This is a genomic window from Polynucleobacter sp. MWH-Loch1C5 (assembly GCF_018881775.1).
Lineage (GTDB): Bacteria > Pseudomonadota > Gammaproteobacteria > Burkholderiales > Burkholderiaceae > Polynucleobacter.
Genome location: NZ_JACVPR010000002.1, coordinates 1 through 14,838 on the forward strand (window position 1 = coordinate 1; position 14,838 = coordinate 14,838).

Annotated in this window: 12 protein-coding genes; 3 read left to right on the top strand and 9 right to left on the bottom strand. The window is 42.3% G+C overall.

Going from position 1 to position 14,838, the window contains the following annotated elements; translation table 11 throughout:
* From ICE94_RS08345 to ICE94_RS08355, 3 genes are all read right to left on the bottom strand, one after another.
* Window positions 1-2,308, bottom strand: a 2,308-nt coding sequence (locus ICE94_RS08345; RefSeq protein WP_216151111.1) for an S-layer family protein, incomplete at its 3' end; no start/stop codon positions are given.
* On the bottom strand, window positions 2,295-4,214 hold the full coding sequence (locus tag ICE94_RS08350; RefSeq protein ID WP_216151135.1) for a filamentous hemagglutinin N-terminal domain-containing protein: 1,920 nt from the start codon (window positions 4,212-4,214) through the stop codon (window positions 2,295-2,297). The genes ICE94_RS08345 and ICE94_RS08350, both read right to left, overlap by 14 nt.
* A gap of 1 nt (window position 4,215) precedes the next feature.
* Window positions 4,216-5,955 carry a ShlB/FhaC/HecB family hemolysin secretion/activation protein gene (locus ICE94_RS08355; protein WP_216151113.1) on the bottom strand — a complete coding sequence of 580 codons (1,740 nt, stop codon included), beginning with the start codon at window positions 5,953-5,955 and terminating at the stop codon, window positions 4,216-4,218.
* 252 nt (window positions 5,956-6,207) lie between these two features.
* Between ICE94_RS08355 and ICE94_RS08360 the strand changes: the two genes are divergently transcribed.
* Entirely contained in the window at window positions 6,208-7,470 is a 1,263-nt protein-coding gene (locus tag ICE94_RS08360; RefSeq protein ID WP_216151115.1) for an isoprenylcysteine carboxylmethyltransferase family protein, read from the top strand.
* Here the strand turns inward: ICE94_RS08360 and ICE94_RS08365 are convergent.
* Window positions 7,445-8,476, bottom strand: a complete 1,032-nt coding sequence (locus ICE94_RS08365) for a hypothetical protein (RefSeq protein WP_216151117.1) — start codon at window positions 8,474-8,476, stop codon at window positions 7,445-7,447. The genes ICE94_RS08360 and ICE94_RS08365 overlap by 26 nt on opposite strands.
* 8 nt (window positions 8,477-8,484) lie before the next feature.
* Window positions 8,485-8,682, bottom strand: a complete 198-nt coding sequence (locus ICE94_RS08370) for a hypothetical protein (protein ID WP_216151119.1) — start codon at window positions 8,680-8,682, stop codon at window positions 8,485-8,487.
* Between the two features lie 96 nt (window positions 8,683-8,778).
* Between ICE94_RS08370 and ICE94_RS08375 the strand changes: the two genes are divergently transcribed.
* Window positions 8,779-9,723 carry a YqaJ viral recombinase family protein gene (locus ICE94_RS08375; protein WP_216151121.1) on the top strand — a complete coding sequence of 315 codons (945 nt, stop codon included), beginning with the start codon at window positions 8,779-8,781 and terminating at the stop codon, window positions 9,721-9,723.
* A 95-nt stretch (window positions 9,724-9,818) separates the two neighbouring features.
* Window positions 9,819-10,445 carry a recombinase RecT gene (locus tag ICE94_RS08380; RefSeq protein ID WP_216151123.1) on the top strand — a complete coding sequence of 209 codons (627 nt, stop codon included), beginning with the start codon at window positions 9,819-9,821 and terminating at the stop codon, window positions 10,443-10,445.
* Here ICE94_RS08380 and ICE94_RS08385 read toward each other — a convergent pair.
* The 4 genes from ICE94_RS08385 to ICE94_RS08400 all read right to left on the bottom strand — a co-directional run.
* Complete coding sequence (locus ICE94_RS08385) at window positions 10,432-10,845, bottom strand: biopolymer transporter ExbD (protein ID WP_216151125.1); 414 nt, start codon at window positions 10,843-10,845, stop codon at window positions 10,432-10,434. The two genes, ICE94_RS08380 and ICE94_RS08385, sit on opposite strands and share 14 nt — an antisense overlap.
* 12 nt (window positions 10,846-10,857) lie before the next feature.
* A complete protein-coding gene (locus tag ICE94_RS08390) occupies window positions 10,858-11,505 on the bottom strand; it encodes a MotA/TolQ/ExbB proton channel family protein (RefSeq protein WP_216151127.1) in 648 nt (215 codons plus the stop codon).
* A 1-nt stretch (window position 11,506) separates the two neighbouring features.
* Window positions 11,507-12,136, bottom strand: a complete 630-nt coding sequence (locus tag ICE94_RS08395) for an energy transducer TonB (protein ID WP_216151129.1) — start codon at window positions 12,134-12,136, stop codon at window positions 11,507-11,509.
* Window positions 12,137-14,838: autotransporter-associated beta strand repeat-containing protein (locus ICE94_RS08400; protein WP_216151131.1), on the bottom strand; the 2,702-nt coding region annotated here is incomplete at its 5' end.

Here is a 14,838-nt window from a genome sequence, read left to right on the forward strand (position 1 = left end):
TCTCACTGCCAATTAAACCACTCAAAGTTCCTGCAGTTACCGTCGCAGTTGTATTACCGTCATAAGTTTTATTTGAGGCAGTAGAGCCCGTAATTGTTAATGCTTTTGCATTAATAGTTGCAGTAGTCGTGCCACTAGACAAACTATAGTTGGTTGCTAAACCACCATTACTACCATTTGCCAATGTATATGCAATAGTTACCGTCCTGCCGCTACCTGCATTTTTATTATCAAATGTACCTGCAGCCGTAACACCTAATGTCTCACTGCCAATTAAACCACTCAAAGTTCCTGCAGTTACCGTCGCAGTTGTATTACCGTCATAAGTTTTATTTGAGGCAGTAGAGCCCGTAATTGTTAATGCTTTTGCATTAATAGTTGCAGTAGTCGTGCCACTAGACAAACTATAGTTGGTTGCTAAACCACCATTACTACCATTTGCCAATGTATATGCAATAGTTACCGTCTTGCCGCTACCTGCATTTTTATTATCAAATGTACCTGCAGCCGTAACACCTAATGTCTCACTGCCAATTAAACCACTCAAAGTTCCTGCAGTTACCGTCGCAGTTGTATTACCGTCATAAGTTTTATTTGAGGCAGTAGAACCCGTAATTGTTAATGCTTTTGCATTAATAGTTGCAGTAGTGTTATTAATCAGATAATTCCCGGCATCTGTATCACCGAGCGTTAAACCTGATACTGTAACAAGTCTGTTTGAACCGACATTTTGTGAATCAAAAGTTCCAACGGCTGAACCGCTAACAGTAACGACATCGCCAGTTAGAATTTTTCCGTCTGTTGAACTTGTAGAACCGCTTGTAATCGTTGGGCTTGATAAAGTAGCAGTTGTAGTTCCGTCATAAGCCCTATTACTAGCGGTTACAACATCTATAGTTTTTGCGTTTACAGTTAAAGACCCATTACTGATTGAGCCGACGTTATAACCTAAGTTTTGTAAAGATGTTCCAGTTGAAACTACGTAGGATCCAGCTCTTAAGTTACCACTTGTTGAGTATAGTGGTGAATTCACAGATACAGTTGTCGTGTCACCATTCACCGGGTCGGATCCACCACTGAGAGCAAAGCTAGGGACAGAATCTCCGTAAGTGATGGTCCTTGTTTGAATTGTTCCACTAACGCTGGGTTGTTCACGGTAGATAGCAAAAATACCTGACGACAGTGCAGTTGTATAACCAGATGCAGACCCAGCATTATCGGAGTAGTAACGGAATCTACCGGAGCCAGAGCCCACTAAATTTGTTAGTCCTGTCGATCCACTGACGCTGCCAGTATAAAGAGTTGCCCTGCTTCCAGTACCTACAGTAATGCTTGGGGAACCACTGATAATAATATTGCCACCAGTCGTTGTCCCTCGAAGAGTCGATTTACCAGCGGTTAAAACAATAGCAGTCGTGCTATTAGTGTTTGAAGAGTTAACGGACTGAGATAATGTTAAATCACCTGTTAATGTACTAACAATTACGTTGCCGCTGGAGTAGATGCCAGAAATACTACCCACTGTGCCAATTGATAAAGCTCCACTATTGACAAAAGAGATATTACCAAGGCGAGTGCCACTTGAGCCTGCAGCTAAAGTAGAAACTAAATTACTTGAATCTGTGAATGTGAAGGCTCCAGTACCCTCCAAAGCTAATGTGCTTGATTTGATCGATCCAGCATGAGTAACCGAACCAGAGCTAGTTATTTTTGTATTACCTAAAGTATATATACCTCCTGAGTTACCATTAAAAGTAATACTTCCAGAACCCGAATCGAGCGTTAAACCTCTTGCATTTGTAATAGAGTCACTATCAATTGTAGAACTGAAGGTAATATCAGCGTTTGTTGTTGATAATGAAACATTACTATTTAAGATAATTGAACTGTTGTAAGTTTGTGCGCCAGTAGTTGAAATAGAACCGTATAAATTTGATATCCCAGTTATCGCAAGTGCACCAAGTCTAGTTGCTGTGAAATTTTGATTGACTGGGTATGCAGTTACAGTTGTAGATACCTCAAGACCTGTTGCAGCTTTGATGGTCACTCCAGAGCTATTCGCACCCAAATAAGAGATACTACTGATGACAGAATTTGCAGGCAAGGTTATACCCTTGTTGCTTTCAATTGGAATTGATCTTGTAGTCGTTCCAACCACGCCCTCATACTTACTAAATACAACCGTAGCATTCCTAGGAGTTTGACCGGCAAGTGGGTCGGCTTCTAAAGCAAGCCAAACTGTACTAGTTGATGTTTCTAATTTTGTGGGGAAAGTTCCAGTAATTTCAGCAAGCTTACTTTGTCCCAACTGTCAATACTTGTCCTGCAAAATTTAAAACCGTTGTTTGATTAGCGGCTTGAGGATACGAAAATAAATTTGTCAATGTTGTAGTTGTTGTAACGGACGTTGTTGATGTTGTGCCTGTCCAATAGGTACCAGTAAATGATCCATTTACTACAGATGAGCCATTTGACCCAAGATTGACTGTTCCTGTGCCAGCATTAAATGTTAAGCCGTAGCCAGTAGCTGATGATCCAATATTGCCGTTAACGCTAATGTTGCCATTGTTGGTATTAACAGTTCTATTTGCACCTAGAACATATATATTTGCATTACCAAAGTTCAAATTAAGTTTATTAGTTGTAGAAGATATATTTCCACCTAACACAACTAAGGGCGTAGTTAGAGTGAGAGTTCTGTCTGCGGAACCAGAATATGAAAAATCAGTACCAAATACAATATCTCTAGTACCGTCTAAAATAACATTTGAAGTGGCTAGATTGTTACTTAGCACAGTCTGAGATATGGTCGAGTAAACACCATCACTATAGGTATTATTGGCATCTGAACCAGTATTCGTAATAAAAATACTGTAGGGATCGATTAGCAGGCTGCCAACATTACCCCTAAGTGATGTGGTATCCACTGAACCAGAAAAACTTAAAGCGACTTTTGAGCTAACTTCTACAAAACCACCATCACCGCCAAGTGCTCCGGCTTTTGAATAGATCAATCCGGAAAATGATGACCGCAGGTCTGACCAAATAACAACCTGTCCACCTGAACCATTACCCAAGGCGCTCGCATCTATCAAGGATCCATGATAGACATCTGTTTCCTTAGCATTTCGGATTGCTAATTCTTGTCCAGCAAAACCACCGCCAATATTGATGCGACCACCTGCTGTTAAACCTTGAGCTAATATTCTCGCGCCAGACATCACTTGGACAAAATCAGCAGTAACTGAGACTTCACCCGCTTTATAAATATCTGATGAGACATTGAGTTCACCACTATTGCGTGAAGTGCCATTATCCGCATCCAAAATGATCTTGCCACCATCTTGAGTAATACCTTTAGCTTCAATCACCCCCGAGTTATTCACCAAGGATTTATTCAATGAATCAACCGCTTTAGCAGACAAGATAGCAACGCCATCATTGGCTCTAATCGAGCCAGAGTTTTCAATCAAACTATTTAATGTGCCTTGATCAAGACTGTATTTAATTAACCGATTGCCTGCAAAGCTAAGAGTTACCTTATCAGCGGAGAGCAATGCAGCGTTGCCCCCATCAGCCCTAATCGTGCCTGTGTTTGATATTTGTGGAGCAATTAAAGCGACTGTGCCCCCTATCAAGGCATTCAAAGAGCCTTGGTTAGAAATAGAGCCAGCCGATACATTTTTCTCAAAGACAAAATTATTGTTTAGATAATTAGAGTTAAGTATGTTTAGCGTACTAGTTACAACGCTAGCTGCATCCACACGCGCGCCAGGAGCAAATAGCACACCGCTTTGGTTAATGAACAAGACCTGTCCATTCGCTTGTAATGTTCCGTAGATATAACTTGGGTCTGAGCTATTGATTCGGTTAAGAGCAGACGCTGTAGAGCTAGGCTGAATAAACTGAACCGTTGCATCTTTACCAATATTGAATGAAGACCAATTAGTAATTAATTTGTCTGTGGACTGATTGATAGTAAGCTTATTGACAGTCTCTGTAATAGTTGCAGCACCGCTGGCTATCGATGGATTTGTCGGCAAAGCATTATTGGCCACCGTCTGAGCATAAGTAGTTGCTGAAAGTAATCCAAGCGCAATTAGAACGGCACGAGACACGGCAGAATAGCCACCGCTGTGGGACTTACTAATTTCAGAAGCGACGACGTAACGACCTTGCTTCTTACTCCAAACGTGTTTGTATGATTTATTCATTTTAGAAAGTCACCATTCCTAGAAGCCAATAACGTGAACGATTTGATTTGCCATCAGCATTGTTGCCGTTGCTGGCAGCTGGGTTACTACCAATCGCTCTTGCCCAACCAAACTTAAACTGAAACTTACCTGCTGCAATAGCATCAAGACCCAAACCCCAACCGCTCAGCGAATAAACGTTAGGGGTTGACATATCCGTAACTAAATCTGGGCGTTTATATTGATGTATTTGCCCATAGTCATAAAAAATGGATCCGATAATGTCACCCGCTTTGGTACCTGTCGCTAAAACGTACTTGGCATCTACACTGTATTTGTAACCTTCATCCCCAGATGCTTCACCCACTGGATAGGCTCGTATACCTGTTGGTCCTCCCAACGGAATCTTCTCAGAGCCATCTAAATTTTTACTTGCCCATTGAGCATTTCCTAGCAACTGTAGGCTTAGACGTTCAGTGGCTCGCTGAATACGTATCAGTTGCAAATTAGTTTTACTAAATTGACCGTTAGCTTGTATTTGATCTGAGTAACTTGGCATTTTTGAGAACAAGTCAATCTTGCCAGAAGAGACGCCTGCGACCAATTGTGTAAAGCCGGCGCCACCTAAAGTATCGGCGTTTTCAAGTGTTAGATTGAGACCATACAAATCCGTGTGTTTGTCGCTTGTAATGACGCCGCCAGTGGCGTTATATGAATTTTTCCAATCATAGCTAGCCCCAACGTAGGCTGCTCGCAAAGCAGTTCTGTACATTGGATAACGCAAATTGGCATTCCAGTTATGTGCCGTGCCCGTCGTTAATCCAGAGGTAGCTAATTTATCGTTAAGATGAAAGTTAAGTGCCGTGTATGACACACCGGCTCTCAAACCATCGGTACCGATGGGTAATGCATAAGCTAATCTCCCTAAATTAAAGACATTGCCGGGCGCTGTAATTGCGGTTGCGTTGAACTGGTCACCGTAAGTGCTGGGGTTATTTAAATTCACTGAACCCGTTAAACGAAACGCACCCGTATATCGTGATCCATAAGTATCAGCCGTGACCGAACCATCAATCTTGGGGCCCTCCACAGTCTCAACAATGATTCGACTAGATCCAGGGGCATCCCCTGGTTCGATATTTGCTGTGGCCGTCATCTGCGGATTGTCGGCAATGTTCAACAATCCTCGCTCGAGAGATGGCTGATAGAGTTGGCCATCCAATGCTGTTTCTACGTAGTTGGCAATTCGCTCTTTCGGCATACGTAAATCTTGACCTTTGATTTCAAAGGGGCGTTTAGAGTCCAGTTTGCCTTCGTTCACAAAGATTCTCACAACACCGTTGAGCACCTCTTGCTTAGGGATGATGGCTGAAGCGAGGAAATAGCCCTTGGCTTGATAGTGTCTAGTAATTCGATCTGCCGCCGATTGAATCTCTGCAAAAGTGAGCTCTTTACCCACTAAATCTTGAACCAGTGCCTTAAGTTCATCCGCTGTAAATGCTTTGAGTTGCCCATCAATAACAAAAGCACTCACGAGGATTTTTGTCTCACCAATTCTTTGGCTATCAGTACTTGGCTTATCTTCCAAAACGCGTGCACGTGGAGCGGTCGGTAAATTCTTTAGACGATCTAACTCTTGTTGATCACGCAGTAGTGATCCCGCATCGGGTCCAGCGGCCTGCACCAAATTAGCCATAGAGCTGCACAAAGCAGTAATCAGTACAGTCAATATGGGTTTACGAAATTGTGTTGGTACAAGCACTTTGAATCCCTCATAAATTTATGATTTTGTTAATCTTATTGTACCTAGAGCTATTACCTTTTACGCATATTTTTTAGCTTTTAGGCTGATTGCCCTAGGGCTATCTAACTGACTATGAGTTATTTCGTTTGGAAATTTCATTGTTTTACTGATAATAGTTAGAATATATACATTATGTAACATTATATTTAATAATTATTTATAACACCTTCCTATCCAACTAGTAATAGATTCAAGGCAAAATCCTGCCTAATGCAATTCGGTTTAAAAAACTCCCCTCCTCAATCAGCAACCCACTCTCTCGTGGCAGTTGTCGGCATTTCCAGCCTATTACTGGCATTGGCATGGCTTAAATTTAATCCCCAATTTGCTTCCAACACGATTGGGCTGGCTGTATTCCTGATGATCGTCCCTTTTGTTTCGATGGCCAGCTTTGAATTGGTATGGCAAAAGGTTCACCTCCGAGAATCCACTGGACTTAATTTCGCCCAACACGAGTTTTCTATTCAACGTGTTTTGACCAAATATGTGGGGCTACTAGGAACGATCGGATTTCTAGCCTTCCTGTACTGGCTTTTTCCTGAATACAAAGGTAATTTTTACGATCATTTTTATAGCCTCGCTAAAGTAGCGATCCCCATTTGGCTCATCATCGCACTTCCTTATTTTTTCTGGATCGATAGCAAAATGGTCGACCCTCATGATGGCTACTGGCAAGCAGGTCTACTATTCTCGGGTCGACTGAAAAAAATCGATAGGCAAAAGCTCTTGCAACATACGCTGGGGTGGTTGATTAAGGGATACTTTTTTCCTTTGATGTTCACCTATGCCGTGAATAATCTTGGTGAATTTTTAAGAACAGACTATCAACTTGTTAGCTTCAAAGCGATTTACGACTTTGCCTATTTCTTTTTATTCTTTGTGGATGTGATTCTGGCTAGCATGGGCTACTTCATCTCAGTGCGACTACTAGATAATCACATTCGCTCATCAGAACCTACCATGTCAGGTTGGCTAGTCGCTTTAGTGTGTTACGAACCATTTTGGTCCATGATCAATCAAAACTATTTACGCTATCACAATGACATCACTTGGGGGGCGTGGTTATTTGATTATCCCCTCTGGTACACAATCTGGGGCAGCTTGATTCTCAGTTGTCTAGTGGTTTACGTATGGGCAACAGTGATGTTTGGTACCCGATTTTCTAATTTGACTCATCGTGGGATTATTACCAATGGGCCTTATCGCTGGACAAAACATCCTGCTTACATTTTTAAAAATTTATCTTGGTGGTTGATCGCAGTCCCCTTCCTCGCAGACAAACCATGGGACGTTAATTTAAGGGCATGCCTACTTCTGCTAGGACTCAATCTGATTTACTTTGCTCGAGCCAAGACAGAAGAAAGACATCTATCTAAGGATCCAACCTACCAGGCCTATGCCCATTGGATTAGTGAATATGGGCTCTTAGCAAATATCAAACGACTATTTAAAGCTCCGGCTCAATCACATTAGTTGTATTTTCTAATCTCGCTGCAGAAATCCGCATCTTTTGCAATTGCATAAATTCGGCCATTAAAGTAGAAAGTCGTCTTTCCCATGTGGTCTGATAGCGCATCAATAGGTCAGACTCATCTGCAGGTAAGGCAATAGCTTTTTTATGAAGTTCAATGGAGCTCTTCACGTAGTCATAAAATTCATATGCAAGCGAGTAAGCTTGCCAAACGGCCATGAATTTTTTAAGAGCGTCTGCAATTTTATTGTGAGCAGGAAATACAGGTTCATTCGACACGATCTTGAGCTTTAGTTTTTGCCCACGTCTTAACCGAGCTTGCTCTTGATACTCTCTCAACGCATTTTCATGCTCAATATCTTCAGCAGTAGGCTCAACTTTTTTTCGCTCAAATCTCTCTGGAAATAATTGCGACAATATTTCCGAGTAGTAAATTCCATTGTCGATATGTTTATTAAGCTTTTCGGATACTGCCATCAAAATGATATGCAATTCTTTAGTATCAGTTTCAACATTCTCTAGATATGTCACCAAGTATGGGAAACATTTACGAAGATCATCATCTGATTGAAGCTCTCCTGAGAATTCATCAATCTCAGTAACAATTGCTTTCAAAATTTCAGGACTCAACCCGCAGGGAAGTAGTATATTTTCGAAAAATAAAAACTCGTGCATCATTCCCTGAGCAAGGGGTGTCAAAAACTTGAATTTTCTGAGATGTTCGCGATCAACAACACTGTTCTCTTTAATCAGTATTTCAAGTTTAGCCTGCTCTAAATCATATAAAGATTTCAGCTTAGCCCTGCATGTGGCAATACGTTCTAATTGCAGATTTTCTAGAGGGCCGACAGGTTTATAAAAATCAACTAGCTCCTGAAGAAACTTATTTTGATCGGTCACTTGCTGCATACTGGTTAGAGCCTCTGAACGCAAGCCATGCTTTACCGAATTTTGTGCAGACTTCTTTTTACCCGATACCGTTTTGGGACCTTTCTTTGAAGTTGACATATAGACCTCTATTTCTTCCAACGAACTCCTGCTTGTGAATCTGGCCCACCGATAAATTCGATACCGGCTTTTTCATAGACTTCTTTCAACTTCGTGAACGTCGCCAAATTACCAGATGGGACGCCCTCTGCGGATTCAAATCGCTTCAATGTAGTTGTGCCAATACTTGAATGGTCTGATAAATCTTCAAGCGACCATTTCAACATGGCTCGTGCTGCTCTAAGTTGAGAACTTGTAAACAATCTAAATTAGACCTATAATAGTCTTAAATGGACATATTTAAGACTGAAAGGGGTTAAAAAATGCTTAATAATCAAGATTTTGCCAACTTACGGGCAAAAAGTCTAGGTGGTAGCGATATTGGTGCGGTGTTGGGCTTTAGTCGGTATCGGTCTGCGGTGGATGTTTGGATGGAGAAAACCGGTCGTGCAGTGCATGAAGCGGATAGCTTACCGATACGCTTTGGTTCCTTTGCCGAGGAATTCGTGGCTTCTGAGTATGCCTTGGCGACTGGCTACTCTCTAGTGAGCCACCCTGCTGCTTTGGTTCATCCTCAGTATACCTATATGCATGGGCATATGGATCGATTTGTGTGTGATTCCCCTTCTATTTTTGATGCATCTGGTTCTTTAATCGCTACTCGGGTATTGGAATGTAAGACGGCAAGTCCTTTTGCTTCTCATGAATGGGGAGATGGTGGATCAGATCAAGTACCGATGGCATATCTCGCTCAATGTATTTGGTATTTAGGCATTACTGGCTTAGAACAAGCGGATTTAGCAGTTCTTATGGGGAATGCTGACTTTAGGATCTATGAAGTTCATCGAGATCGAGAACTGGAAGAGATGGTCATTGATCGAGCCAGAGTCTTTTGGGAAGAACATGTACTCAAAGATATTGCTCCTGCGGCTCAGAGGGAGTCCGATCTTAAGCTCTTATTTCCAAGATCGACTCCTAAGGCAGTAGAAGCCAAGCAAGAGACTTGTGAGCTCATAGCCAAGATGAAGGATATCCAAGCAAGGGTAGAGTCCTATGAACAAGAAATCAGCCAGATCAAGCAACAAGTCATGGCAGAAATGCAAGATGCTGAGGTACTGACCTATGGCGGACAAGTTTTAGCCACTTGGAAGACACCCAAACCTTCCACAAGATTAGATACCAAGAAGCTCACTGAAGACCATCCAGAACTAATCGCTCCCTATCAGATACAAGTCGCTAATAGCAGGCGCTTTGTGGTCAAAGACTAAAGAACAGACTAGATATAGCTAAGAGTTCAACATCAGAAAGATCAAGAACCAGGAGTCCAATTAATCAAGAATAGTTAAAAGGATACGAATCGATCATGCAAATACTTACCAAGAGTATTGAAAAAGCAGCGCAAGTTCTAGCTTTAGATCCTGAAGAGCTTCAACTGTGGCTGGAGCAATACCCCAATCTCACGCCATACACTCAAATACAACTTCTCAGAATGGCGACTAAATACCAACTAGATCCCCTATCGGATGAGATTGGGGTGATGGAAACCAATGAGGGTTATCAGGCCTTTATCACCATCGATGGCTGGGTCAAGCTCATCAATAGTCATGAGCAATATGCGGGGATGAGCTTAAGAGAAGCGCCGATAGAGAAATCAATAGAGAACTCAAACGAGAAAGAAGCCCTCGCTTGGATGGAATGCACCATCTACCGGCACGATCGAATCTTACCGATTGTGGTCAAAGAATATCTTGATGAAGTGAAAACGGATCATCCCTCTTGGCAACAAATGCCTAGACGTATGCTCAGGCACAGAGTCATACAACAATGTGCAAGACTGGCGTTTGGGATTAGTCAAAAAGATATGTTTAGCCAGATTGCGCTAAAAAGTGAGGTAGTGACTGATTCAGAAACAATAAAGGACCAAGCAATAGCTGGGAAATTTAGATCAATTCAGATGAAACAGCTAATGACAAAGTCTACTTACCTTTAGACAAGGACACAAAAGATAACTTAGTGACATTACTGGCTTGTGCCAAAGCCATTATTTCAGCAACACGTCCATAGGGAACTGCTTTATCGGAGTGTATTTGTAACTGGAATTTAGGATCCTGCCCTTTTGCTTTGAGAATTTCACTCAACTCCGCATCACTCACACTTTGACCATCAAATTGCAAAGCACCCTTGGCATCAATAAATAGGGCAACATTTTTCGCTTGATCTTGCTGAGCAACCGCTTGGGTTTTCGGCAAGTTAACCTTCATCGATTGCGGGACGATCAATGGTGCTGTCACAATAAATATCACTAACAACACTAACATCACATCCACCAAGGGTGTGACATTGAGCTCTGCCATCAAGCCATCATCATTCTTTTGTGAGCTGATTGCCATATTTGAGTCCTGTTACTGATTCCGAGAATTCTGCCCTTGTTTGGCAGCTAAGCGCAAGAATGCTTCTGCAAAACTATCTACTTCGGTAGTCCAGACTTTCAGGCGCCGTACAAAGTAGTTATAAAACAAAACTGCTGGTAAAGCCGCAGCAATACCTACTGCAGTAGCGATCAAAGCTTCACCAATCGGGCCAGCCACTACATCAATACTAGCTTGACCACTAGCACTGATTTCTTGAAGTGCCACCATAATGCCCCAGACCGTTCCAAAAAGACCAATAAAGGGTGCAGTTGATCCAATTGAAGCTAACTCCGCCAGTCCTTTTTCTTGAGTTCTCAGTATTTTTTGAATTTCTTGTTTTAAGGGTCGCTCCAAAATCTCGTGCACATCACCCGCATACTTCAATGTGTCAGGATTATTACGATACTCAGCGTATTCCTTAAATCCCACCTGAGCAATTTGAGCGAGATAGTTAGAGTCTTGATTGGCAATACTTTGGCCTTCTTGCCAACTTTTGGCCTGCCAGAAACGGTCTTCGAATAACTTACATTCCTGTTGGGTACGTTTGAATTGCTTGATTTTGACCACAGCAACCGTCCAGGTAACGACCGAAAGCAAGATCAGGATGACCAGCACTGAGTGAATGATGAATGCATTCATATTAGCGACTCTTTAAATTAAAGGTGATTGGGATTCTAACAACTTGGGTAATGATGACACCATCTTTACGGGCGGGGCTAAATTGCCACTGTTTAACCGTTTGTAAGGCTGATTGATCAAGCATTTCATGGCCACTCGAGGTTTCGATGGCAACACGCCCTGCTTTACCATCGGGCAAAACTTCTGCTAACAAGGTGACCTTACCTTCCAAGCGCATTCTGACTGCGAGTGGTGGGTATGGTGGTTTGGGATTATTCAGATATGCTGCCTTGTAATCAGCATCGGCTGTTTGAGCATTGGCTGGACCAGAGGCTGAACTTGGTGCTGGAGTAGGATTAGACGCAGAGGCTTGAGCTGTTTGAGTGCCCTCTTTATCCTTTGGCAAAGTCTTTGGGGTTTCAGTTTTTTGGCTTGTTCGAGACTGACTTTGAATATTCTGTTGCTGCCCACCTGCAGAAGGTGCAAGGGTAGATAACTCAATGGTTAGATCAGGTCTTTTCTTAAAATTGAAGTTGGGGATACCGTATATGGTTATTAAAAATATTACAAAATGGGCACAAAAAATCCATAAAAAATATCTGATAAATAATTGATGGTAGTTGAAGCGCTCAGCAAAATTCAATTGACTCATTTACTCACCAACGTAACATGTATCGTCTATAGTCACATCACAAACTAAAGCATCTTTATTTATGCTTGAATTTTCTAAATCTCCAACTTGAACTTCTCCCCTAACCTCATCATCATCTGAAGATGCTTTCATTTCTAAAGCATTATTTCTTCTAAAACTTGCCGTCAGTGTTCCAGAGCCTAAATCCATCGGGGCATCACGTACTGTATCAACTGCTCGACTTAAGCCAGGAGCCACAGAAATTTCTGGCTGATTAGCAAATGTGTAATCTAACTTCAAACTGCTAGTCATCTGATACGCACTAGCATCAATTTTGATTCGTCCAGATTGGGTATATAAGGTGGAGGTTGCAGGGGAATTTAGAATAAAGTTAGTTGACCCATAAGTTTGGTTAGCAAAAGTCGTTACGTTACCACCCATAGTTATATTTCCATCCAATGATGGTGCAGCCTGGCCGGGGACGTAATACATGGTTTTTACGGTTAAGCTATACAGTGGTGAGCTTGAGCCTATGGCGTCTGAGAAGGTAATTTGAGGAATGAGCGTATTACCTGAGATTGCCAAAACAACAATGCTATGAGTATTGTCTATGGTGTCGTCTACTTTTCCGTTGAAAGTAATCGCTGGATCTTCTGAAACAAAAGTTCTAACTAACTGACTACCTGTATTAGATTTGACAAATTTGATATCTCCAGATTGATATCCATCCGTGCCTACCCACTGATTAGTCACTCTTTGATTAAATAAAGTGTTATTTTCTGACCCAGAGAGGTCACCGATTAATACATCACCGTTGTATTCTTGTTCATTAGCAGTAGCTATATCTCCACGTATATAAATCAGTGGCGCCGTTAATGTCAGCTTAGAAATTCTCTGAACTAGGCCTACTTCTGCAGATAAATCAATTACTGTAAACGCCTCGACTGTAAGATCATATTGTTTTGCTGTACCAGCATTAATTGAGCCATTGAAATTGATACGGCCAGCTGTAGACTTAATCAATAAGCTTCTTGCTAGCACTATTGGAGAGCTCCAGGTTTGATTTCCACTTGAAGTAATGTTAGCGGATAAGCCAATTGCTGTAGATCCTGCAGTAGTTAATTCTGTCACTGAGAGAGTGCCGCCACTGCCACTCACAAATGATCCACCGTTGATGGTTAATGAATCAATCACATCGCTATAAGCACCGATATTGAATGTACCACCGGCCACAGTAACGTCCCCTGAGTCAGCTAAGACGTTGTTGGCACCTAAGGCTAACGTGCCGCCATTGATGGTGGTGCCACCTGTATATGTGTTCGTACCAGATAGAGTTTGTGTACCGCTAGCCAGGGTTAATCCACCCGTTCCAGAAATAACACCCGCAAAAGCGTCATTAGCTGCAGTTAAATTCAAGGTCTTAGAGCCTAAAACGACAGATCCAGAACCATCTAGACTCTTAATATCAGCACCACTGCTTGTACCACTAATATCAAATGTGCCATTAGCCACTAACTTGCTCGATGTTGCAATTGAGCCACTACCTGAGAGCGCTAATGTGCCAGCACTGATAGTTGTAATACCTGTATAAGTGTTATTTCCAGTCAATACTACGCGACCTAAACCAGTCTTAGTTAAGTTATAAGCGCCAGAAATAACACCAGATAGAGTCAAAGTATCACCAACATTAGTAGCAGAGACTGTACTGTTGGCTGTCAAAGTAATGTCTCCTGCCAAACTACTAGTGACATCTTTTAATGTGCCACCCGCTAAAGTGACGGGCTCAGCACCCACTGCTACGTTATACAAATCAAGAGCTGCACCACTAGCAACGATTGTTCCACCTACTGTAGAACCTAGACCATTGTTATGTGTAACAACTACAGTCCCCGCGCTAATAGTCGTTGTACCTGTGTAAGTATTGTTGCCAGCAAGGGTTAATTGACCATTTTCAGTCTTAGTCAATGATCCAGATCCTGTCACCACCCCATTGAAAGTCATGTAGTAGTAATTGACTAATGTGTTATTGCCCGTTAAGGTAATTTGACCGTTAAATATCTCACCAAAACCGTTTGTGCCCTGCAACGTAGCATTATTCAGGGTGATGTCATTCGCTAAAGTTGCACGATCAAGCCATAGGGTCGAACCACTATTCACAGTAATAGGACCACTACCAAAGACCGTAATCAACTCACTACCAGCACCACCAAATAAAGTACCTGCATTAACTGTGGTGCCACCACTATAAGTATTAGCCCCCGATAAGGTCAGGCCACCAGTACCCACCTTCACCACACTACCCGTTCCAGAAATCACACCAGTAAAGGCAGTGTCAGATGAACCGCCTGAAGTTAATGTGTAGCTATTGAGATTAATCGAACCCGCACCAGAAATCGATAAGACCGTATCACTTGCGCCTAGCGCGTAGGTCGCTCCACTGGCTACAGAAACTGATGTGCTGTCGGACAAACTACCGTTCACAGTCAATGTGCCACCATTAATAGTGGTGCCACCACTATAAGTATTAGCCCCCGATAAGGTCAGGCCACCAGTACCCACCTTCACCACACTACCCGTTCCAGAAATCACACCAGCAAAGGCAGTGTCAGATGAACCGCCTGAAGTTAATGTGTAGCTATTGAGATTAATCGAACCCGCACCAGAAATCGATAAGACCGTATCACTTGCGCCTAGCGCGTAGGTCGCTCCACTGGCTACAGAAA